Below are 25,138 nucleotides of genomic sequence, written 5' to 3' on the forward strand. Positions count from 1 at the left end.
TGATTCGTGCATACTAGATACGTTTAGAGGAGGCAATCAACGTGAGCAGTTTGGATGCAGCAGCAAGATCAGCCGGCGTGAGCCGCAAAACCAATGAGACCGACATTGCCCTGGATTTCAATGTCGATGGAACCGGGATTTCGGAATTGGAGACCGATGTGCCGTTTCTGAATCATATGCTTGACTTGTTTACGAAGCATGGCCAGTTCGATCTTCGCGTCAAGGCGAAAGGCGATATCGAGATCGATGACCACCACACGGTGGAGGATATCGGGATTTGCCTGGGGCAGACGTTCCGGGAAGCGCTGGGCGATAAAAAAGGGATCAAGCGGTATGCCAGCGTGTTTGTACCGATGGACGAGGCGCTTGCTCAAGTCATTGTGGATATCAGCAACCGCCCGCATTTTGAGTATCGGGCCGAGTATCCTTCGCAGCAGGTAGGCTCTTTTCATACCGAGCTTGTCCATGAATTTCTGTGGAAGTTGGCGCTGGAAGCCCGGATCACGCTGCATGTCATCGTTCATTACGGACACAATACCCACCATATGATTGAAGCGGTGTTTAAGGCGCTCGGCCGTGCATTGGATGAGGCGACTACCGTGGATCCGCGAGTGACCGGCGTGCCATCCACGAAGGGAGTGCTCTAATCGATGGCCATTGCAATCGTGGATTACGGCATGGGCAATCTGCACAGCGTCAGTAAAGCAGTGGAGCGGCTTGGATATAAGCCGCTTCTGACGGGGGAGCGTGAGGAGATTCTGGCGGCGGACGGCATCATTCTGCCCGGGGTCGGCGCGTTCGGAGATGCCATGGAGCAGCTGCGCGAAACCTCGCTGGACTCGGTCATGAAGGAAGCTGCGGAATCGGGGAAGCCGCTGCTGGGGATTTGCCTCGGCATGCAGCTCCTGTTCAGCCGAAGCGAGGAGCATGGCAAGTATGAAGGACTGGATATTTTGCCCGGATCGGTTGTACGGTTTGCGGGTGGTGACTACAAGGTGCCGCATATGGGCTGGAATTCGTTGCAGTTCGAGAAGCGGGAGCATCCGCTGTTTGCGGGGCTTGAGGAAGGTCATGTGTATTTTGTCCACTCGTATCATGTTCTTCCTGAGGTTCAGGCTGATTTGCTGGCGGTTACCGATTACGGTCAGCCAGTGACGGCCATCGTGGGCCGTGGTTCGGTGTACGGCATGCAGTTCCATCCCGAGAAGAGCGGGGAGCTTGGGATGAGCCTGCTTCGGAATTTTTTAGCTTTAACATAGGCTTTAACGTAAATGTAAGGCGATCAAATAGACCAGAAGGAAAGTGGGAATGGGGATGTCCTCTTTTATCATATATCCGGCAATCGATATTCGTGGTGGCAAATGCGTCAGGCTCGTGCAAGGTGATTATAATCAAGAAACGGTATACAATGACAATCCGCTCGAGGTAGCCAAATCGTGGGAAGAGCAGGGCGGCACCTTTATTCATCTTGTAGATTTGGACGGAGCAAAGGCTGGTCATCCAGTGAATGACGATATCATCGGGAAGATCGCATCCAGCGTCCAGGTTCCGGTTCAGGTAGGCGGAGGCATGCGTACGCTGGCGGATGTGGAGCGGCTGCTCTCGCTTGGCGTCAGCCGGGTTATCATCGGTACGGCGGCAATTGAAGACCGTGTCTTTACGGAAGAGGTGCTGGGAAAATACGGCGATAAGGTGGCCATCGGGATCGACGCGCGCAACGGATACGTCGCAACAAGGGGCTGGCTGGAAACGTCGGAGGTTCAAGCCGAGGTGTTGGCTAAGGAGCTGGCAGCCAAAGGAGCGGAAACCTTCATCTTTACCGATATTTCCCGCGACGGGATGATGCAGGGGCCTAACGTAGAGGCGATTGTCTCGCTTGCCAAAGCCAGCGGCCGCTCGGTCATCGCTTCGGGAGGCGTGACGAAGCTGGACGATCTGCTGGCGCTCAGCGCGCACAGCGGTGACGGTGTAGGCGGAGCAATCGTAGGCAAGGCGCTGTATACAGGCAATATTGACCTGAACGAGGCCATTTCGCGAATCAAGTGAGGCTGGACCTTGGATCCGTTCAAATAAGCGATTGATTGAGTTCAAAGGGGAAGAGGGGAAAGGCATGCTGGCAAAACGGATCATACCTTGCTTGGACGTGAAGGACGGCCGGGTGGTGAAGGGCGTAAATTTTGTGAATCTCCGCGATGCGGGCGATCCCGTGGAATTGGCGGCGCTCTATGACCGGGAAGGCGCAGACGAGCTAGTCTTTCTGGATATATCAGCTTCGGTTGAAGGCCGGGCAACGATGGAAGAAGTCGTTCGGAGAACGGCAGGTGAAATCGCCATTCCTTTTACCGTGGGTGGAGGGATCTCGTCCGTCGAGGACATGAAGCGGATTCTGCGTGCGGGCGCGGATAAAATCGGGATGAATACGGCCGCGGTCAAGCAGCCTGAGCTGATCTCCGCCGGAGCACGCAAATTCGGCTCCCAATGCATCGTCGTGGCGATCGACGCCAAGTACAACGAAACGTGGGGAGAATGGGAAGTGTACACGCACGGCGGACGTACGCCTTCCGGCATCAAAGCGCTGGATTGGGTAAAACAGGCGGAGAGCCTGGGTGCGGGCGAGATTTTGTTGACCAGCATGGATGCGGACGGTACAAAGGATGGGTTCGATCTGTCGCTAACCTCTGCCGTATCTTCGACGGTGCAGATCCCGGTCATCGCGTCCGGCGGCGCCGGCAAAGAGGATCACTTCTATGACGTGTTCACCAAGGGGAAGGCGGATGCGGGTCTTGCCGCAACGATTTTTCACTATAAAGAGATCTCGATTCCTCATCTGAAGTTGCATCTTAGTCAAAAAGGAGTGGATATACGGTGAGCGAAGATATGTTGAAGGATTTATCCCTGGAGCAGGTCAGCGAGCACATCCGTTGGGATGCCTCGGGCCTGGTGCCGGCGATTGTACAGGATGCACAGAGCAAGCAGGTGCTGATGATGGCTTATATGAATCGGGAGTCTCTTCGATTGACGCTGGAAAGCGGCGAAACTTGGTTCTGGAGCCGTTCGCGCGAGGAGCTGTGGCATAAGGGGGCAACATCCGGGAACGTCCAGACGGTAGTATCCATGACGTACGACTGTGATGGAGACACCCTCTTACTGCAGGTGAATCCGAAGGGACCGGCTTGTCATACCGGACAAACGACCTGCTTCCACAATGAGATTACCGTTCAGGGGCAGAAAAGCGGGTCAGGGAGTAACCCTTCAGCTGCTGAGAGCGGGCGGTTTGCGGTTCTTGCCGAGTTGGAAGAGGTCATTGCCCAGCGTGAAGTGGAGCGGCCTGAAGGGGCTTATACGACATACCTCTTTGATAAAGGGGTGGACAAAATCCTTAAGAAGGTGGGCGAAGAAGCCTCCGAAACGATCATCGCCGCCAAAAATAAAGACAACGCCGAGCTGAAGCTTGAGATCAGCGATCTGATCTACCACCTGCTGGTGCTTCTTCAGGAGCGGAAGCTCCCGCTGGATGAGATCATGGATGAGCTGAGCCGCCGCCATGAACGGCCGCGCCGCGATTAGGAGGCCTGCTCGATGCATATTGATTACCATACCCATCATGCCCGGTGCGGGCATGCCGAGGGGCAGCTGGAGGAGTATGTTCGGCGCGCCATTGAACTCGGGTTGGATCAATTGGGCTTGTCGGATCATATGCCCTTGATTCACGTCAACCCGGAGACGTATTATCCGGAGATGGCCATGCCGATGGACGAGCTGCCGCGTTACGTGGAAGAGTGCCTGCAGCTGAAGGAGCGTTACAAAGGACAGATTGACATTCGGATTGGTATCGAAGGCGATTATATCGAGGGATATGAAGAACAGATCGAGCGGATCGTGAAAGACTATCCTTGGGATTATGTCATTGGCTCCGTTCATTTTCTTGGTGAATGGGATATTACGGATTACCGCCAGACCCAAGGCTGGGAGGGCAAGGATCCGCTTGAGGTCTATCAACAATATTATGATGCGGTGCAGAAGGCCGCCGCGACCGGCTTTTATGATATCATGGGCCATCTGGATGTGATTAAGCGGTTCGGATATGGGCCAGGACCCGAGCAGAAGCCGGACGTGATCGCTCTGGAGCGAGCCGCGCTTGCGGCCGTGGCCCAAAGCGGGCGAGCCATGGAGCTGAACGCCTCCGGTTTATCGAAGGCCTGTGAGGAAATGTTTCCGAGCCGCCGCATGCTGGAGGAAGCGATGAAGCTTGGCATTCCGTTGACTTTAGGGTCGGATGCCCATCAGCCGATGAAGCTGGGCGAGCATCTGGACAAGGCCCGGACACTGCTCTGGGAGCTTGGCGTTCGGGAGATCGCGACCTTCCGTAACCGGAAGCGGGAGATGGTGCTTTTGAATGTTGAGGGAAACGATGTATAATAAAGAAAAGCTCTAATTGCAAACAGGTTTATTGCAGACGGCTGTTTTCTACTCCTAGAGACCCTTCTTCGAAGAGGTTGAAGGAGGCGGGAACAGCCTGATTTGACGATAGCGCTTTCAACGAGATCGCTGCATCAGCCGACATTATCAACCACTCTCGTCAGGAGGTCCTCATGTATCGTTCATTACGATTGTTCGCCGGAACTTCCAATCCGACGCTTGCCGCAAATATCAGTCAGCAGTTGGGAGTTGAACTGGGAAAGATCAAGATTTCCCGCTTTCAGAGTGGCGAAGTTTATGTACACTTTGAAGAGAGCATCCGCAATTGCGATGTTTTTCTACTGCAGTCCTTTTCTCACCCGATCAATGAAATGTTCGTAGAACTGCTGGTGATGATTGATGCCGCAAAGCGTGCTTCCGCCAGAACGATCAATATCATTGTGCCCTATTACGGTTATGCCAGACAGGAACGAAAGTCAGCGCCTCGTGAACCGATATCGGCCAAAATGGTAGCCGATGTGCTGACCACAGCCGGGGCCAACCGCGTGATTACGATTGATCTGCATGCGCCCGCCATTCAAGGTTTCTTCAATATACCGGTGGATCATCTGACTGCACTGGATCTGATTACGGAGTATCTGAAGTCCAAGAATATCGAGAACCCGGTCATCGTATCCCCCGATGCCGGGCGGGCGAAGACAGCCGAGAAGCTCGCAAGCCGCTTGGGATCGCCGTTTGCCATGATGGTCAAGCAGCGTCCTGCCCATAACGAAGCCGTTATCACCCATGTGATTGGGGACGTGGCAGGGCGTACGCCGATTATTATCGAGGACTTGATTGATACCGGAACCACCATCGTGCAAGTGGTCGAAGGTCTTAAGGAACGGGGAGCTAACGATGCCATCGTTTGTGCGACCCATGGGCTCTTCTCCGGTGAAGCGCTAAGCCGTCTGGACCATGCTCACATCGAGGAAATCGTGGTCACAGACTCCATCGTGCTCCCGGATCATCACTGCAAGATGCGGCTTAAGGTGCTGTCTGTTGCGCCCATGTTGGCCCAGGCAACCCACATTATTATCGAGGGCGGATCGATCGCCACTTTATTCAAAGACGCCGGTGTGTAAACTGGTGTCTTTTTTCTGCAAATGACGTTGAAACTTGTGTTATACTGTTGTGGATAGAGGAGCAAGTTAAAGGAGGTGCCTTGCTTTTCGTGAATGGTCATCCATATGGGTCCAGTGACCCCCACAATGTTATATCTATCGAGATGAATGCCAATTTCTTCTTCGATCGCGCGGTTCGTTCGCTTGATCGTTTCCAATATGACAAGGCTCTGAAATATTTTCGCAAAGCTGTTGAATATGAACCGGATAATCCGGTGAATCATTGCAATATGGCGGGTATATTATCAGAGACGGGAGATTATAAAGCTTCCAACGATGTGCTGGCTCACGTTCTGGAGCAGGTTGACCCGTTGATGACGGAGTGCTATTTCTATATGGCGAACAACTACGCCAATATGGAACAGTTCGAGAAAGCGGAAGAAGCGCTTGTCACCTATCTGGAAGAGGATCCCAGCGGTCAGTTTCTGGATGAGGCCGAGGAGATGATGGAGCTGCTTCATTACGAGCTGAATCGTCCTGCCAAGCTGAACCGGATCAAGAGTCGTGAAGGCGTGGTCGAGCATGAGCATGCCCGGGCACTGCTTGAGGAAGGGAAATTCGCTCAAGCGGTCAAGCTGTTGGAGGAAATCGTCAAGGATAATCCGGATTTTCTGGCTGCGCGCAACAATCTGGCTCTGGCTTATTATTATATGGGGCGCTTTGATACCGCGAAGCGCACGATTGGCGAGGTGTTGGATCAGGAGCCGGGCAATCTGCACGGTCTATGCAATCTGGCTATCTTCTTTCAGCATGAAGGAAATCAGGAACAGCGCGACCGATTGATGGACATGCTAACGGTGACGGTTCCTTTTCATCAGGAGCATGTATTTAAGCTGGCGACAACGATGGGAATACTGGGGCAGCATGAAATCGCCTACGGTCATTTTCGCCGCTTGTTGAAGGAAGAGGAGTTTAGCGGAGATCCTAGTCTGTATCATTATACTGCTGCTGCGGCTTGCAATAGCGGTTATTATGATAAGGCCGAGAAATATTGGCGGCAAGCATTGAAGCTGGACGGAGACTCGGTGATTCCGAATTTCTATCTGGCACAGCTGCAAAAGCGTAAAGAGACCGGTACGGACCAGATGAAGGTGAGTTATCACTATCATCTTCCATTCGAAGAGCAGTTCAAACGCTGGGAGCATGACGGCGACAAATTGACGGAGGAAGCGAAGCAGAATCCGCTGATTCGATCTTCGTTCTTCTGGGCGCTCCGACATGGCGATCCCCATACCAAGCTGCAGGTGATCCGGACGTTGGAATTGATTGCCGATGAAGAGGTGCAGCATGCGCTGCAGTCGTTCTTGCAGGAGCCGGGAGAGGATGCGGAGCTGAAGGATGCCGCCCGCCTGGTACTCCAGCAGATGGAGGCCGCAAGCAATCGGCTGAAGGAACGCCGCGACGATCGCGATGTATCCAGCAGCAAGACCCGCGAGGTGCTGCCGGATTGGCTGCCTTCCTGGAAAGCGGTGCTGGAGAAGGCAGAGCAGACGATGGACATGCGGGTAGACGCTTTTTGGAAAAAAGAGATGGAGAATCTCTGGTCCGATTTCCTAAGCCGGCTGTATCCTGATATTCCGAACATTCGGAATGTGGAGGGCTGGGCAGCGGCATTGGAATATCTGACGGCCAAGAAGCGCGGACGAACCCTGACCTATGAACAGGTGGCTGTCCGTTATGGTATATCGCCATCAACCGTTAGCCGTTACGCACGTCAAATGGATAGCGTATGTGAAACGAAAGCACAGCCGGATGATAATTTTCGGCCATTTACGGAAAACATTTAAGTAAGAACCCATATTCGGATACTTAGGAGACCTTGGTACATGAAGATTCCATAAGTCCAGAATAGAATGAAGCACGCAACAAAAATCGACACCTTAAAGGAGGCCGTATCTATGTACAAATCAATCGTAATCGGAACAGGACCTGCCGGATTGACGGCAGCCATCTACTTGGCACGCGCGAACTTGAAGCCGCTCGTTATCGAAGGAATGCAGCCGGGCGGTCAACTTACGACAACGACGGAGGTTGAGAACTTCCCTGGATTTCCGCAAGGAATCATGGGTCCTGAGCTGATGGATAATATGCGTCAACAAGCGGAGCGCTTCGGTGCGGAGTTCAAGAGTGCCTGGGTCGAGTCCGTTGATTTCTCCGAGCGTCCGTTCAAGGTGAATGTCGAGGGCATGGGCGAGCTTCTGGCTGAGTCCGTGATTATCTCGACAGGAGCTTCCGCGAAGTATCTTGGAATTCCGGGAGAGCAGGAGAACGTTGGCCGCGGCGTAAGCACATGCGCAACATGCGACGGATTCTTCTTCCGCGGGAAAAAGATCATTGTCATCGGCGGCGGCGACTCCGCGATGGAGGAAGCCAGCTTCTTGACGCGTTTTGCTTCCAGCGTAACGGTAGTGAACCGTCGTACCGAACTGCGTGCATCCAAGATCATGCAGGATCGCGCACGTGAGAACGAGAAGATCCAGTGGGCTCTGGACCGTACGCCGGTTGAGGTGGTTACCAGCGAAACCGGTGTTAAGGGGCTAAAGGTCCGCAACAACGAGACCGGAGAAGATGAACTGATTGAAGCGGAAGGCGTGTTCGTGGCGATCGGCCATACGCCGAACACGGGCTTCCTTGGCAATCAGATTACAACCGATCCGACCGGCTACATCCTGGTTAAACCGGGTACGACGGAGACGAACATCCCGGGCGTATTCGCCTGTGGTGACGTTCAGGATACGCGTTACCGTCAAGCGATTACGGCTGCAGGCACAGGCTGTATGGCCGCTATGGACTGTGAGAAATATCTCGAGGGTCATATGGTGCATGACTGGAGCGAAACGCTGAATAAATAATCCCTATCTTTTTGAGGGATGATATGTAAATTAGAAAAAGCCTCTGAGCTATACAGCTGACGGTTTTGGCGAGACTAACATCTCGTAAAAACCTGTCTTGTGTAGCCTGGGGCTTTTTTGCTGAGGTTAGAGACTTAATGCCTTGTTGGCATTTTTCACGTCATTCTCCAGCAGCTGCTTCAAATTGTAAGATGGATACAGACCGCGCGCATACATAAAATAGAAGACCTTCCCGTGCAGCTCAATGGCTTTGTTCAATTGCTTCTGCAGGGTTTCTCTTACGCTAGGCGTTGCGGCTTCGGTAATGGCAATAGCGTAGCTGCGGACAGAGGTTTTGGCAAAGCCCAAGAGATGGCCAGCGTAGTACGCCGTCAAATCGGCACCGGAAAGACTACGGGTTCCGGTTGGGGCTTCCGAATAGTAAGGTAAAAGCTCTCGTAAGTTTTGTTCTACTCCTTGGATCGCCTCGGTGTATAGTCCATGGAGTTGAGGGTCTTTAATATCATGCAATGACATTTTGAATCCCATCAGGTGGTTAGCCTGAAAGGCGGTTAATTCATGAATCTCCAGCGTTTCATGCCAAGCAAGATGCCTCGGGTTTTGACTCATGCTCAATAGATTCTCCTCCATAATCAATATGCGATAGCCTATTCACCGAATGAAGGAGTGGTGCATAGCCCAGCCCCGAAACCTTACAAATCTAACGACAACCGCACCATGTCGCGCAGCAGCATGCCGTTCTCATAGATTTCCTCTTCGTAATGACGGACAAAAAAGTCCCGATCGATGCCTGTCATCCGAAATCCGCATTTCTGATACAGCGCCAGCTGCGCCACGCCGGTACTCCCTGTGCCAACTTCAATCGTTGCATATCCCAGCTCTCGTGCTTGCCCGATGGCATGATTCACGAGCTGTTTGCCATATCCCTGGCCGTGCAGATTCTCGCTTACGGCAACGTTAACCAGCTCGATCGTATCGGGCCTTGTCGGCAGCAGAACGTAGACCCCGATTGGATGCGAGTCCTCTTCAGCCACATAGCAATGACCTCGTTTTACATAGTCCTCTACAAGCCTGATCGACGGGTCTGCAAGGAGCAGCAGGTCCATAGGGGGTTTTTCATGAGTATTCAGCTTTCTAATGTTCACGAGCGTTCTCCCTTATTATCATCTATAGTGATTTTAAAACAGGTTTATTGTAACATGCCTGGGCACTGAATTCCTGAATTTGGATGATTTCAACTGGCGGTTGAATTCTTCCGGGATTCAAAGATCGGGTTATTGTGTGCCCCGTGCAGGCCCCCTACAATGTGGTTATATAGGAGTGTGATACGTATGAGAGACATGTTAGCCAAAAATATTCATCGTTACCGCAAAGAACGGGGGTTTACGCAGGAGGGATTGGCCCACAAGCTGGGCGTTACGTTCCAGGCGGTATCCAAATGGGAAACGGGACAGACCATGCCCGATATTGCGCTGCTTCCCGAGCTCTCTCTGCTGCTTGATGTCAGCATCGATAAGTTGTTTGGTTATTCTGGGGCGGGCAAGCCGATCAGCATATATGAAGAGGAGTATAAAACACCAGGGTACTATTGGGGCACGGAGCCGAACGCAGCCTGTTATCAGGTGCTTGAAATGATCCCGCCCACAAGAAGGGTAAAGCTGCTGGATATCGGGTGCGGTGAAGGGAAGGATGCCGTGTTTTTTGCCCGTAACGGCTATGATGTCACAGCATTCGACATTTCGGATGCGGGGATTGAGAAAACGAAGCGATTGGCCGATCACATCGGGGTTCACGTGAACGTATTCAAGGCGGATATTTCCGATTACCGTCTGGACTCGGAGTTTGACGTGCTGTATTCCAGCGGCGTGCTGCATTATATCCGACCCGAGTATCGTGAAGAGATCTTTGCGAATTATAAAAAATTCACGTCGGCAGAGGGACTTCATTGCCTTAATGTGTTCGTACAAAAGCCGTTCATTGCGCCTCCTCCCGAGGATGAGCCGTACGCTTACGACTGGAGGTCCGGGGAGCTTATGATGCATTATCACGATTGGTTGATTCACAGCTGCCCTGAGGTGATTTTTGATTGCAATTCGTCGGGTATACCGCACCGTCATGCGATGAGTAAGTTGATTGCACAGAAGGCGTAAGGAAGGCGACTTGAAAAGCCGAGTATAGACGGTTACCAATCCGGGTACGGCAAGAATGGTAATCCACCAACGACAAGATGATGCTGGAGAGCTAACGATTAGCATCAAGCATCATCACAACCGCCAATTTGGCGGTTTTCTTAAGATATCAGAAAGTATACACTTCGAAGCTTGTGACTTCCTGATATCGCAAGAAAAACTTCTTCTAACTGCGGTCTGTCATCTGTGAAGGTGCGTCGATAGACGTTTTTCTTGCTTGTTGGTATAAATATGAGGATTGTTAACATAGCGGCTCCTTCCCGGACATACATAAGGGTGTAGGATTAATATTGGCATGGGAGGTCTTTCATGAACAACCATAACAATCTTGGTTATCCAGCGCCGTCTGCGGGTTATGCACCGGGTTACTATGCCTATCCCCCGCCCCAACCTATACCGCCGTATTACGCGCCGCGTACCCCGGAAATTCCGCAGCCAGCCCACTACGCAGCGCTGGTTGAACCGGTATTTATTGAGCATCTGCTGCGGCATAAAGGAGCCAAGGTGGTCATCATGACCACCGCGGGGAAAGTCGATGGGATCTTATCCGGCGTTGCGGTGGACCATCTCCAATTGACGGTCGGGGATCATAAGGCGCTGCACATTCGGTTAGCCGAGGTGGTATACTTCGAAGGCGTTCCGTACTAATAAACAGGTGAGCAAAAATAGTTTAAACGGAAAATTACCGGCTGGAAAGGAAGGATTAGGCCGGCAAATCGCCAATTCATACAATACAGATCCGAAGGCGTTCCGATGGGGACGTCTTTATTCTATTGAACTGAGGCCGACCGATTGGATGGGGCGGTGTGGAGGAACGATGAAAAAAGTACGCATTCCATTCGACATCATGACGCTGCCTGTCAGCTTGCAGCCATATATCCAGACAGCTGTCGTCTATGACAGCAGCTCCTCGGAACAGGCCAGAACCCTGTACATCGAGGGAGCGAACCAATCGATGTTTTTAAAGATAACGAAACGGGATGAACTTATGAGAGAAGGGTTGATGTCGGATTATTTACACGGAAAAGGCCTGGCTCCCAAGGTGCTGGCTTATGAGCAGCATGGCGAGAACGATTACCTGCTCACCGTTGCGCTGCAAGGGGAAGATGGAGTGTCCGGAGGTCATCTGAAGGATCCGAAGAGGCTGGCTTCCGTGTTCGGGGAGAGTTTGTGTTATCTCCATTCTGTATCTGCAACCGATTGTCCCTTTCCGAATCGAACGGCTGAACTTGTCCAGGAGTATCAGGAAGGCATCATGAACAAAATGGAAGATGTCAAAGGGTTTCCGGGTGGAAGAGAACAGGCCCTATTATGCCTTGAGAAGCTGCAGGGAACGGCTGATCATGATGTGCTGCTCCACGGCGATTATTGCCTGCCGAATTTGATTATGAGAGATTTCCAGCTTGAAGGTTTTATCGATCTGGGCAATGGCGGGATCGGGGACCTTCATTACGATCTCTATTGGGGAATATGGACGCTGCGATATAACCTGGGGAGCGATGACTACCAGGATATTTTTCTCGACCATTACGGTCGGAACGATTTTGATCCGGAGAGATTGGCGTTATGGACCGCATTGACGGATCGTATCTAGGGTGGAAAGGAAGATGCACATGAATTCATATCATATTCGAGTCGCTGGCCGGGAGGATGAATCCTTTTTGCGGGAAATGCTGTATGAGTCTCTGTATGTGCCCGAGGGAGAGGAGCCTTTTAGCCGAGACATACTCGAAGAGCCGTTCATGAAAAAATACGTGGAGGACTGGGGGCGAGCGGGCGATCTGGGCTACATTGCCGTGAATGCCGCAGGCAAGCCGGCAGGCTCGATTACCATCCGTTATTTTGATGAAGGGAACAAGGGGTTCGGTTACGTGAGCGATGACATCCCGGAGCTGGGCATGGCGCTGCTGCCGGAATCCCGCGGGCAGGGGCTTGGAACGGCCCTGATGAAGGAATTGTTCAGAGGAATGAAGGAGCAGGGGATTCAAAAGGTATCGTTAAGCGTCGCTCCGGAGAATACAGCAGCTATGAAATTATATGAGCGTTTCGGATTTCAAGAGGTAGGCATGAGCGGAACCTCTATCACGATGGTTGCGGATGTCATCTGAGACACGGGAATTGGATGATCTAATAAGGAAGATGGGGGATTACGATGCTGGTGTACGAGGCAGGGCCGATAACGGTTCGCGAGCTGGAGGAGAAAGATGAATGGTCCTTAGCTTCTTGGCTGTCCAATCCGGATGTGCTGCAGTATTATGGGGGACGGGACCATCCTCACGACGTGGAGCGGGTGCGGGAGCATTTTTACGTGGATGATGATGAGACTCGCTGCATCATTGAATATGAGGGGAAGCCGATCGGGTATATCCAGTTCTATCTTTTGGATGAAGAGACGTTAGGCGAGTATGGGTATGGCGGGAGTGATTCGGGCGGAAGAACATTTGCCACGGATCAATTCATCGGGAAGCCGGATTATTGGAACCGAGGCATCGGTACGAAGCTCGTGACTTCCATGGTGGATTATCTCGTGTTTCAGAGGCAGGCCGATCGGATCGTAATGGACCCGCAGGCTTGGAATGAACGGGCGATTGCCTGTTACGAGAAGTGCGGTTTCCGGAAGGTCAGGCTGCTGGAGAAGCATGAACAGCATGAGGGAGAACTGCGGGACTGCTGGATTATGGAGTATCGGGCGGAGCGAAATTAAATAGATTGGGCATTGAAGGGATGGAACGAAGCGGCTGAGTTTTCAGTGTAGGTAAGAAGCAAAAGAGTACGGTCCTAGGGGATACCGTACTCTTTTGCTCTTTTTCTTTAAAATACTCATATCATTAGTAACCGTTAGCGGTATTCCCTTGGGATTCGGCGCGCTACCCCGGTTCGGATGGCTGCCTGGATGACAAGGTCCCGGATGCCGCTGACGACTTGCTGGTTGAATACGCTCGGAATGATGTAATGCCGGCTCCGTTCCTTGTCCGTGACCGCCGATGCGATCGCTTCGGCCGCGGCGAGTTTCATCTCCTCGTTGATGGTGGAGGCTCTGCAGTCCAGGGCGCCGCGGAAAATTCCCGGAAAGCATAACACGTTGTTGATCTGGTTCGGATAATCCGATCTTCCCGTTGCAATGACGCCTGCGATATCCTCGACCTCCTCCGGGAGAATCTCCGGGATCGGATTGGCCATCGCGAAGACGATAGGACGCTCTGCCATCGCTTGAACATCCGCTCTCTTCAGGATTCCGCCGGCAGACAAGCCGATAAACACGTCGGCGCCTTGGATGACGTCTTGGAGTGATCCGGAACGCCGTTCGGGGTTGGTATGGCTGGCGTACCACTGCCACATGGCATGGTCATACGTCTGATCAGCGGTCAGCGCGCCGAGGCGATCGACGCCGATGATGTTCTTCACGCCCGCTGACATAAGTATTTTGCTGCAGGCAATGCCGGCGGCGCCAATGCCGCAGACGACAACCTTCAGATTATCCACGGATTTACCGACGACCTTCAGCGCATTGATCAAGGCTGCATACAGGACGACGGCGGTTCCGTGCTGGTCGTCATGGAACACCGGGATGTCCAATTCCTCGCGGAGGCGCTGCTCAATCTCAAAGCATCGCGGCGAGGAGATATCCTCCAGATTGATACCGCCAAACGCGGGAGCGATCGCTTTGATCGCCGTAATGATGCCCTCGGTATCCTGCGTATCCAGGCAGATCGGGAAGGAGTCCACGTCTGCCAGCTGCTTGAAGAGCATCGACTTGCCTTCCATCACCGGCATGGCCGCATAGGGGCCGATATTGCCAAGCCCCAGGACGGCGCTGCCGTCGGATATTACGGCCACGGTGTTGCGCTTTACGGTTAGCGTAAAGGCCTTGCGGGGCTCTTCGTGAATGGCCATGCACACGCGCGCGACATCCGGGGTGTACACGCGGGAGAGGTCGGCGCGGTTCTGGATCGGCGCTTTCAGCTTGGTCTCGATCTTTCCTCCCAAGTGCAGCAGGAAGGTGCGATCAGATAGATGCAGCAGCTGAACGCCGGACATGCTGCGAATGCGCTCGGCAATAATGTCGATGTCGACGGTGTCGATCACGGTGATGGTAACGTCTCGAATCGTGGCATGCTTGCTCGTCTGAATGACGTCAATGGCGACGATATCGCCGCCTGCCTCGAAGATGGCGGCCGCGACTTGGCCGAAGTTGGCTTCTTCCATATGCATTTCGATTCTTGCGATGACACTTTTGCCGCCTAATTTGCTGGTATTCATGACTGCCTCCTTCGCCTACGATATACGTATGATGGTTAGCCTTCTTCGTTCACGACAACTTCCTTGCCTCTTCGCTTGAGCAGAATCGGAACGATAATCCAGAGCAGGGCGATGATGAGGAATGCCAGCGACATCGGCTTCTGCAGGAAGATCATAAAGTCGCCGTTGGATGTGGTCAGCGCCCGGCGCATATTGTTCTCGATCATGGGACCCAGCACGAGTCCGAGCACCAGCGGCGCGAGCGGAAAGTCATTGCGGGCCAGCAGGAAGCCGGCAATGCCGCAGATGAGCAGGAGGACCAGGTCGAAGATCTGTGCTTGAACGGCGTAAACGCCGAAGATGGAGATGGCAATAATGATCGGAATGAGATATTTGGCCGGGGTCTGGATGACCTTGGCGAAAACCTTGACCAGCGGCATGTTCAGCACGAGCAGAAGCAGGTTGCCGATAAGCATGCTGGCGATCAGTCCCCATGCAACCTGTGGGTGCTCTTCGAACAGCAGCGGGCCTGGCTGGATGTTGTACATGATGAGCGCCCCCATCAGGATGGCAGTTGTCCCGGAGCCTGGAATGCCAAGCGTCAGCAGCGGGATCATAGCGCCTCCTGATGCCGCATTGTTGGCCGATTCGGGTGCAGCCACGCCAGCGATGTTGCCTTTGCCGAAGGATTCCGGATGCTTGCTGACCTTTTTCTCAACGATATAACTGAAAAAGGAAGCAAGCGTTGCGCCAGCGCCCGGCAGAATACCGATAAAGAAGCCGAGGATCGAGCCTCGGGCAATCGGTCCCGCGCTATCCTTCAGGTCTTGGCGTGTCGGCAGGATGCGGCCGATCTTGGAAGTTGGACCTGCTGCGTAGTCTCTCTCCAGAATGGATTTAAACACTTCGCCAAGGGCAAACAAACCGACGGCAATCGTTAGAAATTCCAGTCCGGAGTACAGGATGGGGATATCAAAGGTGAAGCGGGCGACGCCGGATACGGTATCCATGCCGATGGTAGCAAGCAGCAGACCGAATACGGTCATAATAAGTGCCTTCGTGATCGATTTGCCTGCAAGTCCGCTTACTGCACAGAGTCCCAGCAGCATGAGCGAGAAATAATCAGCTGGCCCGAATTTAATGGCTACATTGGATAATGGCTCCGCCAGTGCGATCAATGCCACAAGCGCGAAGAGCCCGGCTGCGAACGAGCCGATCGCAGCGATGGACAAGGCAGGGCCTGCCCTGCCTTGCTTCGCCATCTGGTAGCCGTCCAGCGTCGTAACGACAGACGAGGACTCTCCCGGCGTGTTCAGCAGAATCGAAGTTGTAGATCCGCCATACATAGCTCCGTAATAGACGCCTGCCAGCAGAATAATCGAGCTGGTTGCTGCCGCTTCCGCCGGCAAGCCGCTAGTCATGGAGGCGGTGACGGGGATCAGAAGCGCGACGCCGCTCATCGGACCGATGCCGGGAAGGACCCCGACCGAAGTGCCGATCAGCACGCCTAAAAAGGCGAAGAGCAGATTATGCCACTGCAAGGCGGTCATAAAGCCATCCGCCAAATAATCCAGAACGTTCATTGTAGATTCCTCCCATGCTCATGATAGCCAAGACGGGAAGCCCGGCATGGAGCCTTCCAGCAAGATAACAAAGATGACGTACACGCCGCCGGAGAACAGCGCGGAGATTAGAATGGATTTCAGCCACTTGCCTCGTTCCAGCGTCTGAAACGCAAACAGGAGGAACAGGAAGGTACCGATGATATATCCGATGAATTCCAGGAAATAAGCATAGAGAAAGGCTGCCGCAAAAATCATGAAGAACCTTCTGTAGTCCAGTTTCTCTGTATGGTTCTCCGTCGGCTTGGCTTTCAGTGCTTCATAAAACAAACGAATGCTGAGCAGCACAAGCGCCAGGCCGAGGCCGAACGGGAATATGTTAGGGCCGACGGTGCTTCCGTACGCGGATGAGCTGATCTTGGCGCTCTGCCACATAAAGCCGATGCCAAGGAGCAGGAATACGATGCTGGCGTAACGGTCAAACGTTCTGTTCAAGGTTGACACCTCCTCAAGATGAAACGGGAGAGGGAGTGTGCGCCACCCCCTCATTCCAAGGCGTTACTTCTGCATGCCTAGAGCCGTAAGCAGCTCCTGCACGTCTTGGTCTTGCTCTTCAAGGAAGGCCTTGAAGTCAGCGGCGTTACGATACTCACTAGCCCAATCGTTAGCAACGAGCTCTTGCTGCCATACTGCGTTCTCGGAGAGGTCCTTCAGCGTTTTATCCCAGAAGGCCAACTGCTCTTCCGTCAGTCCCTTCGGACCGAATACACCGCGCCAAATGGTGAATTCGGCGTCCAGACCGAGCTCCTTCAGGGTCGGTACATCCGCGAAGTCTCCGCCGAGTCGTTCGCTTGAAGTAACGGCCAGGATCTTGATCTTGCCGGCCTTCAAGTAGCTGCCGAGCGAAGAGATGTCCGTGCCGATCGCATCGGCATTGTTGCCGAGGAGTGCCGCGATGGCCTCGCCGCCGCCATCATAGGATAAGTACTTCACGGTTCTCGGATCCACGCCCGACTTGAATGCAGGCAGAACGCTGATCAAATGGTCCATCGAGCCCGGAGCGGAACCGCCCGCTAGTGTGACGGAGGTCGGATCGGCTTTGATCGCGTCGATCAGCGATTGCAGATCGGTGAATTTGGAGTTTGCCGGTACGGCAATCGCTCCGAAGTCTTTGGTCATTTGGGCGAGCGGCGTCACGTCCTTGTAGCCGAATGGACTGTTCCCTTCTTTTTTCAGATTGTTAATTAGAATAGGCGGGGAGCTGACGAACAGCTTGTAGGGGTCTTCGTTGTCTTTAGCTACGTATTCCGCGAGAAACACGGTTCCGCCGCCGCCAGGCTTGTTCTCAACGGTCATCGTCTGTTCGATAAGCTTGGTTTCCGTTAATACCTTGGTGAGAGATCGGGCGGTTTTGTCCCATCCGCCGCCCGCCCCTGAAGGTGCGGTCACGATAAATGGTTTTTTCGGATATTCGCCGGTGCTGCTTCCGGAAGTACTGCAGGCTGTCAGGCTCATCGCCAAGACAAGCGCAGCGGTTATGATTTTTATGCCGTTTCGTTTAAGCATGGATAAATTCCTCCTTATCGTTGACCGAGAGTTCGCAATATCTGTAAGCGCTTACTTAATGAAGTTCCTTCATACTATCATCGAGCGTCTGGCTTGAATAGAATTGCGACATAAGTTGAAAAAACTTCATTTCGCTAATTTTGTTCATAAAATTTACGGCTGATTTTTTTAGAGGACTATGTTAGAGGTATGATCTAGAATACAATAGGAAAATCAGAGACATGTGTGTTTAGGCGACCATGCGTATGGGGGAGATTGAATGCGTTTACAGACGAGGCTTATTCTGCTTATCGGCACCCTGTTGTTTGCCGTCATTGTCGCCTTGACCTTCAGTTTTGAGCGACTGCTCGTAACGACGCTGGAGAAGAGCATCGGCGCATCGGCATTAAAGCTGGCGAAGGCCGTGGCGGAAATGGACGTCATTCAGGATGCGTTCGAGGAGGAGAACCCGTCTGCCATTATTCAGCCCGTCGTGGAGGAAATCCGGCTGGAGACAGACGCCGAGTATATCGTCATCGGTAACCGTGAAGGGATCCGGTATGCGCATCCTCTTGCCGATCGGATCGGCAAAGAGATGGTCGGAGGCGACAACGGCCCGGTATTGGAGGGCATGAGCATCATATCGAAGGCGAATGGCTCCATGGGGCCCTCGCTTCGGGGGAAGACGCCGATTTACAATGACAAGAACGAAATCATCGGCATCGTATCGGTGGGCATTCTAATGAGAGATATCGAGACATCGGCACAATCGTATCGCAATCGAGTCCTGTTCTTTGCGGGAATTGCATTAATCCTGGGGTGCGGCGGAGCTATATGGATATCGTCCAGCGTCAAGCGATCCATTCACGGGCTGGAGCCGAAGGAAATCGGCTTATTGTACCAAGAGAAACGCGCGATTCTGGAAACGATTCATGAAGGTATTATCGCCGTTAATCGGGAGGGCATGGTAACCCTGGCCAACCATACAGCGATGATGCTGATTGATCCGGCGGAGCGAAGGGCGATCGCCGGGCAGTATATTCAGGATGTCATCCCGGGCACCCGATTGCTGGAGGTTATGCAGACCGGGGTAGCGGAGAAGGATCAGGAGATGGTCATTAACGATCATGCGGTTGTGGTGAACCGGCTCCCTATCTATGATCATGAACATCGGATTGTAGGGGCAGTCTCCAGCTTCCGCAATAAATCCGAGCTTCTGCACCTGACCGAAGAGCTTACGCAGGTGAAGAGATATACGGAAGCGCTGCGCGCGCAGACGCATGAATATTCCAACAAGCTCTATACGATTTACGGTCTGATTCAGCTGGAATCATATCAGGAGGCGATGGATCTGATTACGCATGAGACCGATGTGCATCAGAACCTCATTCAATTTCTGCTGCAAGAGATACCGGACCCTATCATCGGTGGTATTCTCATCGGAAAGTTTAATCGCGGAAGCGAATTGAGAGTGAAGGTGGAGATCGACCGGAGCAGTTCCTTCAAAGACATCCCCGGTCATATTAGCCGGAACCAGCTGGTCACCATTATCGGTAATCTGATCGACAACGCCATGGAGGCGGCATTGGGATCCAAATCGGATAACAGATGGGTAAGAGTAGAGTTACGCGACAAGGATCATGAATTAATGATCGAAGTATCCGACAGCGGGAACGGTATTGCCGAGAATGATACGGATCGTTTGTTTGAGCTGGGTTACTCCACCAAAGGGGAGCACAATCGGGGCTTTGGCCTATCTATCGTTAACGGGACCGTACAGCAATTGCATGGTACGATTGCTTACCGTAACGCACCTGAGGGCGGGGCGGTATTCACGGTCAAGATTCCAAAAACAAGGGGGGATATCCATGATTCGGGTCGCAATCATTGAGGATGATGTGCGTATTGCCAGCATTAACCAACGGTTCGTAGAGAAGGTAGAGGGCTTCGAGGTCGTTGGCATTGCAACGGATCGGGCCCAGGCGCATGAGCAGCTGGACATTCTGGCACCTGATCTGGTGCTGCTGGATTTGTATTTTCCGGATATGTCGGGACTGGATCTGCTGCAGCATATACAGTGGGGATATCCGAATACCGATGTTATTATCATAACAGCAGCCAAGGAATTCGATACGGTGCGGGAGGCGATTCGCGGCGGGGTGTACGATTTCATGATCAAGCCGGTGGTCTTCGACCGTTTTCAGGAGAAGCTGAAAGCCTACCGGAAATATTACGAGCAGATGAAGCAGCTCGGCGGTGCGAACAAGCAGATCGACCAACAGGGCATCGACCAGCTGTTATGGCGTTCCGGCGAACGAATGGACAAAGAGACGTATTTTCCGAAAGGCATCGATAAGCTGACAAGCGAGAAGATCCTGTCCTACATCGAGGAGTCGGAGGATGTGTGGACCGCGGAGGAGCTGGGTAAGCGCGGCGGCTTTAGCCGTACTACTGCTAGAAGGTACCTAGAGTACTTCGTAGAGAAAGGCGTGCTGATAGCGGATATTTCATACGGCACGGTAGGCAGGCCGGAACGGGTGTACCGGAGAGCGTAGGGTTAAATAACCGGATGCGAGACTGGGATATTCCGCCTACACTTGCAGCTGCATATCGCTGGGATCCTTTCCTTGGATTCGAAATTCATAGAAAGGAGGGAGTGACGCGATGATTACCACCGTTGTTTTTGATTTGGACGGGACGCTGCTTGACCGCGACACGTCATTGGTTCATTTCGTTCAAGATCAGTATGATCGTCTAGCGCTCCATGGAGGTTTAGTTGTGGGCAGAGATGAGTACGTAAGACGGTTTGTCGAGCTTGATCGCAGAGGTTATGTATGGAAGGACCAAGTATATCGTCAGCTAACCGAGGAGTTTGCGCTCCCCCTGGGTTGGGAAGCTCTGCTGCGGGATTACATATCGGGGTTTCAACAACATTGCGTCGGTTTTCCCCATTTGCATGAAATGTTAGCTTACTTGAGGAGTAAAGGGATAAAGCTCGGACTGATCTCCAATGGGTACGGCGATTTTCAATACAGCAATATCAGGGGGCTTGGCATTGAGCCTTATTTTGATATGATCGCGATTTCCGAGTGGGAAGGTTTACGTAAGCCGGATCCTAGGATTTTCCTCCATACATTACATCGGCTTGAATCAAAGGCCGAAGAATCGATCTATGTTGGAGACCATCCGGACAATGACGTAACTGCAAGCCGGCGTATCGGCATGAAGGGCATCTGGAAGCGGGATCCCTATTATGATCAGGACTTCGCCAAGGATGGGGAGATTACCGATTTGCTTGAGATTATCGATTATTTGAAAAATTGAACAACCATTTCATTCTTTTACTCGTTATCATTTATATAAGCCGAATCGAGATAACCGGTTGTTCTGCGTGAGGAGGGTGTCCCCGTGAATCGAAATAAAACCATGACCTTTATAGGCAAGGGTGAGAAGTGGAAAGCGACTTATGCCATTACCCATCAGGATAAGGTCAATGCGAAGTTTACCGTGTTTCAGGATTCGCTTGGCGGAAAGTTGAAGCTGCAGTACTTAGGAAAGGAACTCCTCGACCATGGCAAGGTAGACTATCGGCTAGAAGATATGACGGGCCACTCCATGGAGGGCGGAATTGTCGTGGGGATCGATCATGCTGCCATGAAGGAAACCAAGGGGAAGCTGGATTTTGAGCATCTGCTCGATATGATGAACCCAAACAAGGTTCTAACCCTAAAGATTGAGTGGAACGGGCACCGTGAAGAGTTTACGCTGGGGCTTCCCCGGAAGATCGGCTTTGGAAAAGTGGTCCGTAAGCGGAAGGAATAGCGGGACTTCATGGAAGCAGGACAGGGGCCGACTCTTCCATCATCACTTACGCGTAAGGCTGGTATAACGACCACATTATTCCAATGATATTGCATCAAATGCTTTTTTGCATATGGTGATCCTGCCCACACTGTTGGTGTGGGTTATTCGGTTTTGGGTTATAGCCATAAACCCCCAGGATAACAGCAGGGCTGATTATGACGCGGGTGTGCGTTTTTTAAACGCATTTTAAACGAAGGAATCCCCGTCATTTAAACTTGATCCTGTAACTTATAAGTAGAACATCAATGAGGGAGTGAACGAAAGCATGCTGGAAGCCTACCTGTTTCCAATATCTTATGCATTTTTAACCTTTCCCATAGCGGCTTTGCTGTGCGCAGTTCCCTTTCTGATTGTGCAGTATCGCAAATATGGTTATTTTAATAAATTCCGGGGATTTCTGTTGTATCTATTTCTGCTCTACATGATGAACGCAGTGTATCTGGTGCTCCTTCCTTTGCCTGCCTCGCGGCATAATGCTCCGATGAATGTCGCCTCGGTTATGCAGTGGATTCCGCTGAATTTTATACAAGATATATTGAAGGAGACCAAGGTGGTATGGGGCGAGCCTTCGACTTACATGCATCTGTTGAAGGAAAGAGCCTTCTTGCAGGTCGTGTTTAACGTATTTCTCGTGGTTCCGTTCGGCATGTTCCTGCGTTATTACGCTCGGGCGTCCTGGGTTGTATGTCTGGCGGCCTCGTTCGGTTTGTCGTTGTTCTTAGAGGTGACCCAGGTAACCGGCATTTACGGCTTCTATGATCACCCTTACCGATTGTTTGACGTGGACGATCTGCTGATGAATACCCTGGGCGGAATGATGGGCCTTGTGCTCGCGGATTGGATGAAAAATCACCTGCCCCGCCTGGATCGTTTGGATGAGAAGGTGGATCTGTCGCAGAAGAGGGTCAGTTATACGCGCCGGGCCATTGCATTTGGCATAGATGCAGCGGTCATGCTGCCGATCATTGGTGTGCTGACCGTGATGAACGTGAGGGGTGCATACTTCTTTGCCGTGATTTTATATCATATCGTGCTGCCTTATATGATGCAGGGGCAGACGCTGGGGAAATGGGTCGTCCGGGTCCAGATCCGCGGAGCGGGCGAACATCTGAAGCTGAAGGAAGTAATTGTCCGCAACGGCCTGCTGTATGTGGTATGGGGCGGGTTCCATGCCCTGTTCATTACGGTTAATGTCACCGGCTCTCATGTCCTGCTTGCGATGTACGCGCTGGGGATATTGCTGCTGGACGGCGTTGTGTTCCTTAACGTGCTGTTATGTCTCATCCATCGCGACCGGAAGCTGCTGCATGAAGCCAAGAGTGGAACAAGGCTCGCTATCGTAGTCAATAAACCATTAAGCAAGACTGATTAATTAAGGCTACCACAGGGTCTCTTATTTGTTATAATGTGGAAAACGGGTTCACAAGGAGGAGATATAACTGAAAGGTAAAATCCTCTCCATTTCCGCAATCATCGTGGGGTTGCTGTTTATTTCCAACCAGCATCTGGGCTATTCGTTCGGGGATGATCTGTTCCGCTGGGCAGGGGTCTCGCCATGGACTAAGAAAGGCAATTATGGCTTTCATCTGCCTGTAATTACCGGTCTAATTTTGTTGATGGTCGGTATCCTGTGGGTGGTCCGCATATATCGCCCCCGTTATCCGAAGATCATGAGCCGGGTGATGATCGGCTGCGTCGCATGGATCGTTGTTTTTCCATTCGTATCGGAGTCCGCCATGTTTGTGGCGAACTTCAATTCGAGCGGAATATCCACCGTCGCCTATTCCAAAAAAGACAGCAAATGCGACTATCGTACAGAGGACGATGCTATTCGGGCACACTGCCAGATTCATATTTACAGCTATGGCACCGAGCAACAGGTTACGGTACGACCGCTAAGCGTTGATATTGGCGGGAGGATGGTTGATTTCAAGCCTAAGGTGGTTACGGTTCGGCCACGAGGGGTGGTGCAGGTCCATGAAACCTTCGAGGGTTCAACAGAGCAAATCGATGCTTCATACGGTGTTTCGGGCGGAATAAACGAGCCGGGCATCGAGCTGATCGTGGATGGCAGAAGCAAGCAGGTGAAATAGCCATCCGGTTCTTCAGATAACATGACTCTGAAATGTGGGGTGAACCATGGTTGATATTCGCCGTGCGGGTCGGCTTATGCCGATATCGCTGTTCACGCTGCTGTTGCTGGTGATGTGTTCTTCGCCCGCTGCGGTTGCTTCCTGGGCATATCCATTTGTCGTGAATGACGGGAAGATTTTTGTTGTGTCAGAGGACCGCGTGGAGGAGTCCACCCTTGGAGACGTGGTGGGGAAGGTCACCTACCATACGGATCAGGAAGGGACCTACGGCGGCAACTTTTCTAATATTTACCCAAAGGGAACGAAATACTATGCCATCCAAGGAATTGCTCCTGAATCCACCCTTGCGGTTGAGACGCAGGAAGGTTATGTCATGGCTCGTTATGAGGGTGAGTATGGCGGGTCTTATGTTCCTTGGGAAGTCATCAAGAATTGGATTGCGGCGGGGCTGATCCTGCTGATCGTTGTGTGGATGAGTGCCGTTGTTCGAAAGAAGCGGCAGAGTGGCTCATATAGGCGCTAGATGGCTTCGGGAGATGGGCAGACTTATTCACGATGCGCAATAACACAGCCGGTATTCTTTGAGCGTGCTCATAGGACACCGGCTTGTTATATTCATGTATCTATGCGGATTGCAGGTTAGCCTATGGAGGATTTATATTTGCTACAATAGAAAATAGAACTAGAAACCGATACGATAAGGAGACAGCCCATGAAACCGATACGAAACTCGGCCAAGGCCGTTATTATGCGGAATCATCACATTCTTCTAACAAAAAACGTAGACCATTTGGGGGACTTCTATCTGTTCCCTGGAGGCGGACAAGAGAAGGGGGAAACCTTGGTGCAGGCGGTGATTAGAGAGTGCCAGGAGGAAATCGGACGTAAGGTTGAAGTTCGCGATCTGCTGCATGTCCGTGAATACATAGGGTCCAACCACGAGTTCGCGGAATGGGATTCCGACGTGCACCAAGTGGAGTTTTATTTTGAGTGCAGCTTGGCAGATGCAGGGGATACCTTTCTTGGCCATAACCCGGATGAATATCAGGTGGGTGTGGAATGGATCGATCTGTCCGCATTGGATGAGATTCGAGTATACCCTCGCTCCCTGGTCAAGCCACTTCAGGATAAGGCTGCGCGCCCCGTGGTTTGCTATGTTGGCGATACGAACTAATTTTATTTACAGAGATTCTTGAAGTTTGTGGTCAAAAA

General features: G+C 52.2%; 28 protein-coding genes. 22 read left to right on the forward strand and 6 right to left on the reverse strand.

What is annotated here, in order from left to right; all coding sequences use genetic code 11:
- Window positions 1–41: 41 nt before the first annotated feature.
- The 9 genes from hisB (at window position 42) to trxB (ending at window position 8,434) form a co-directional block, all read left to right on the forward strand.
- Window positions 42–647, forward strand: a complete 606-nt coding sequence (gene hisB / locus PAEVO_RS21200; protein WP_009595657.1) for an imidazoleglycerol-phosphate dehydratase HisB — start codon at window positions 42–44, stop codon at window positions 645–647.
- A gap of 3 nt (window positions 648–650) precedes the next feature.
- Window positions 651–1,259 (forward strand): imidazole glycerol phosphate synthase subunit HisH, encoded by a 609-nt coding sequence (hisH, locus tag PAEVO_RS21205; protein ID WP_100539540.1) that lies wholly within the window; start codon window positions 651–653, stop codon window positions 1,257–1,259.
- A 55-nt stretch (window positions 1,260–1,314) separates the two neighbouring features.
- A complete protein-coding gene (gene hisA, locus PAEVO_RS21210; RefSeq protein WP_207797517.1) occupies window positions 1,315–2,046 on the forward strand; it encodes a 1-(5-phosphoribosyl)-5-[(5-phosphoribosylamino)methylideneamino]imidazole-4-carboxamide isomerase in 732 nt (243 codons plus the stop codon).
- Between the two features lie 64 nt (window positions 2,047–2,110).
- Window positions 2,111–2,869 carry an imidazole glycerol phosphate synthase subunit HisF gene (gene hisF, locus PAEVO_RS21215; RefSeq protein ID WP_100539542.1) on the forward strand — a complete coding sequence of 253 codons (759 nt, stop codon included), beginning with the start codon at window positions 2,111–2,113 and terminating at the stop codon, window positions 2,867–2,869.
- On the forward strand, window positions 2,866–3,567 hold the full coding sequence (hisIE, locus tag PAEVO_RS21220; RefSeq protein WP_100539543.1) for a bifunctional phosphoribosyl-AMP cyclohydrolase/phosphoribosyl-ATP diphosphatase HisIE: 702 nt from the start codon (window positions 2,866–2,868) through the stop codon (window positions 3,565–3,567). The genes hisF and hisIE overlap by 4 nt, the downstream gene beginning before the upstream one ends.
- Window positions 3,568–3,579: 12 nt before the next feature.
- On the forward strand, window positions 3,580–4,419 hold the full coding sequence (hisJ, locus tag PAEVO_RS21225; protein WP_100539544.1) for a histidinol-phosphatase HisJ: 840 nt from the start codon (window positions 3,580–3,582) through the stop codon (window positions 4,417–4,419).
- Window positions 4,420–4,592: 173 nt separating this feature from the next.
- Window positions 4,593–5,543 carry a ribose-phosphate diphosphokinase gene (locus PAEVO_RS21230; RefSeq protein WP_100539545.1) on the forward strand — a complete coding sequence of 317 codons (951 nt, stop codon included), beginning with the start codon at window positions 4,593–4,595 and terminating at the stop codon, window positions 5,541–5,543.
- A 143-nt stretch (window positions 5,544–5,686) separates the two neighbouring features.
- Window positions 5,687–7,369 carry a tetratricopeptide repeat protein gene (locus PAEVO_RS21235; RefSeq protein ID WP_207797518.1) on the forward strand — a complete coding sequence of 561 codons (1,683 nt, stop codon included), beginning with the start codon at window positions 5,687–5,689 and terminating at the stop codon, window positions 7,367–7,369.
- Between the two features lie 111 nt (window positions 7,370–7,480).
- On the forward strand, window positions 7,481–8,434 hold the full coding sequence (gene trxB, locus PAEVO_RS21240; RefSeq protein ID WP_076326141.1) for a thioredoxin-disulfide reductase: 954 nt from the start codon (window positions 7,481–7,483) through the stop codon (window positions 8,432–8,434).
- Window positions 8,435–8,560: 126 nt separating this feature from the next.
- Here trxB and PAEVO_RS21245 read toward each other — a convergent pair whose 3' ends face one another.
- Both PAEVO_RS21245 and PAEVO_RS21250 read right to left on the reverse strand, forming a co-directional pair.
- Complete coding sequence (locus PAEVO_RS21245; protein WP_100539547.1) at window positions 8,561–9,043, reverse strand: spore coat protein; 483 nt, start codon at window positions 9,041–9,043, stop codon at window positions 8,561–8,563.
- 83 nt (window positions 9,044–9,126) lie between these two features.
- Window positions 9,127–9,579 (reverse strand): GNAT family N-acetyltransferase, encoded by a 453-nt coding sequence (locus tag PAEVO_RS21250; protein ID WP_100539548.1) that lies wholly within the window; start codon window positions 9,577–9,579, stop codon window positions 9,127–9,129.
- A 186-nt stretch (window positions 9,580–9,765) separates the two neighbouring features.
- Here PAEVO_RS21250 and PAEVO_RS21255 point away from each other — a divergent pair, with 186 nt between their 5' ends.
- The 5 genes from PAEVO_RS21255 (at window position 9,766) to PAEVO_RS21275 (ending at window position 13,327) form a co-directional block, all read left to right on the forward strand.
- On the forward strand, window positions 9,766–10,584 hold the full coding sequence (locus PAEVO_RS21255) for a methyltransferase domain-containing protein (RefSeq protein ID WP_100539549.1): 819 nt from the start codon (window positions 9,766–9,768) through the stop codon (window positions 10,582–10,584).
- 348 nt (window positions 10,585–10,932) lie between these two features.
- Complete coding sequence (locus tag PAEVO_RS21260; RefSeq protein ID WP_100539550.1) at window positions 10,933–11,271, forward strand: DUF2642 domain-containing protein; 339 nt, start codon at window positions 10,933–10,935, stop codon at window positions 11,269–11,271.
- Between the two features lie 7 nt (window positions 11,272–11,278).
- Window positions 11,279–12,217: an aminoglycoside 3'-phosphotransferase gene (locus PAEVO_RS21265; RefSeq protein ID WP_347708138.1), complete on the forward strand. Its 939-nt coding sequence runs from the start codon at window positions 11,279–11,281 to the stop codon at window positions 12,215–12,217.
- A gap of 19 nt (window positions 12,218–12,236) precedes the next feature.
- Complete coding sequence (locus tag PAEVO_RS21270) at window positions 12,237–12,731, forward strand: GNAT family N-acetyltransferase (protein WP_100539552.1); 495 nt, start codon at window positions 12,237–12,239, stop codon at window positions 12,729–12,731.
- Between the two features lie 44 nt (window positions 12,732–12,775).
- The gene (locus tag PAEVO_RS21275; protein ID WP_100539553.1) at window positions 12,776–13,327 is read left to right on the forward strand and encodes a GNAT family N-acetyltransferase; all 552 of its coding nucleotides are present in this window, start codon (window positions 12,776–12,778) and stop codon (window positions 13,325–13,327) included.
- Between the two features lie 134 nt (window positions 13,328–13,461).
- Here the strand turns inward: PAEVO_RS21275 and PAEVO_RS21280 are convergent, their stop codons facing one another.
- From PAEVO_RS21280 to PAEVO_RS21295, 4 genes are all read right to left on the reverse strand, one after another.
- Window positions 13,462–14,883 (reverse strand): NAD-dependent malic enzyme, encoded by a 1,422-nt coding sequence (locus PAEVO_RS21280; RefSeq protein WP_100539554.1) that lies wholly within the window; start codon window positions 14,881–14,883, stop codon window positions 13,462–13,464.
- A 35-nt stretch (window positions 14,884–14,918) separates the two neighbouring features.
- Window positions 14,919–16,445 (reverse strand): tripartite tricarboxylate transporter permease, encoded by a 1,527-nt coding sequence (locus tag PAEVO_RS21285; protein ID WP_100539555.1) that lies wholly within the window; start codon window positions 16,443–16,445, stop codon window positions 14,919–14,921.
- An 18-nt stretch (window positions 16,446–16,463) separates the two neighbouring features.
- The gene (locus tag PAEVO_RS21290) at window positions 16,464–16,919 is read right to left on the reverse strand and encodes a tripartite tricarboxylate transporter TctB family protein (RefSeq protein ID WP_100539556.1); all 456 of its coding nucleotides are present in this window, start codon (window positions 16,917–16,919) and stop codon (window positions 16,464–16,466) included.
- A 63-nt stretch (window positions 16,920–16,982) separates the two neighbouring features.
- The gene (locus PAEVO_RS21295; protein WP_100539557.1) at window positions 16,983–17,990 is read right to left on the reverse strand and encodes a Bug family tripartite tricarboxylate transporter substrate binding protein; all 1,008 of its coding nucleotides are present in this window, start codon (window positions 17,988–17,990) and stop codon (window positions 16,983–16,985) included.
- A 259-nt stretch (window positions 17,991–18,249) separates the two neighbouring features.
- On the opposite strand from PAEVO_RS21295, the gene PAEVO_RS21300 reads away from it, so the two are divergent.
- The 8 genes from PAEVO_RS21300 (at window position 18,250) to PAEVO_RS21335 (ending at window position 25,100) form a co-directional block, all read left to right on the forward strand.
- On the forward strand, window positions 18,250–19,860 hold the full coding sequence (locus tag PAEVO_RS21300; protein ID WP_100539558.1) for an ATP-binding protein: 1,611 nt from the start codon (window positions 18,250–18,252) through the stop codon (window positions 19,858–19,860).
- Window positions 19,838–20,524, forward strand: a complete 687-nt coding sequence (locus PAEVO_RS21305; RefSeq protein WP_100539559.1) for a response regulator — start codon at window positions 19,838–19,840, stop codon at window positions 20,522–20,524. Before PAEVO_RS21300 ends, PAEVO_RS21305 begins: the two co-directional genes overlap by 23 nt.
- A 109-nt stretch (window positions 20,525–20,633) precedes the next feature.
- Complete coding sequence (locus tag PAEVO_RS21310; RefSeq protein ID WP_100539560.1) at window positions 20,634–21,293, forward strand: HAD family hydrolase; 660 nt, start codon at window positions 20,634–20,636, stop codon at window positions 21,291–21,293.
- Between the two features lie 84 nt (window positions 21,294–21,377).
- On the forward strand, window positions 21,378–21,791 hold the full coding sequence (locus PAEVO_RS21315; RefSeq protein ID WP_100539561.1) for a hypothetical protein: 414 nt from the start codon (window positions 21,378–21,380) through the stop codon (window positions 21,789–21,791).
- Between the two features lie 307 nt (window positions 21,792–22,098).
- Window positions 22,099–23,205 (forward strand): VanZ family protein, encoded by a 1,107-nt coding sequence (locus tag PAEVO_RS21320; RefSeq protein WP_100539562.1) that lies wholly within the window; start codon window positions 22,099–22,101, stop codon window positions 23,203–23,205.
- A gap of 103 nt (window positions 23,206–23,308) precedes the next feature.
- The gene (locus PAEVO_RS21325; protein WP_243390886.1) at window positions 23,309–23,926 is read left to right on the forward strand and encodes a cytochrome c oxidase subunit 3 family protein; all 618 of its coding nucleotides are present in this window, start codon (window positions 23,309–23,311) and stop codon (window positions 23,924–23,926) included.
- A gap of 46 nt (window positions 23,927–23,972) precedes the next feature.
- Complete coding sequence (locus PAEVO_RS21330; protein ID WP_100539564.1) at window positions 23,973–24,449, forward strand: hypothetical protein; 477 nt, start codon at window positions 23,973–23,975, stop codon at window positions 24,447–24,449.
- A 189-nt stretch (window positions 24,450–24,638) separates the two neighbouring features.
- Entirely contained in the window at window positions 24,639–25,100 is a 462-nt protein-coding gene (locus PAEVO_RS21335; RefSeq protein ID WP_100539565.1) for an NUDIX domain-containing protein, read from the forward strand.
- Window positions 25,101–25,138 lie beyond the last annotated feature (38 nt).

It is taken from the genome of Paenibacillus sp. GM2FR (assembly GCF_002803325.1).
GTDB classification, from domain to species: domain Bacteria; phylum Bacillota; class Bacilli; order Paenibacillales; family Paenibacillaceae; genus Paenibacillus_AQ; species Paenibacillus_AQ lautus.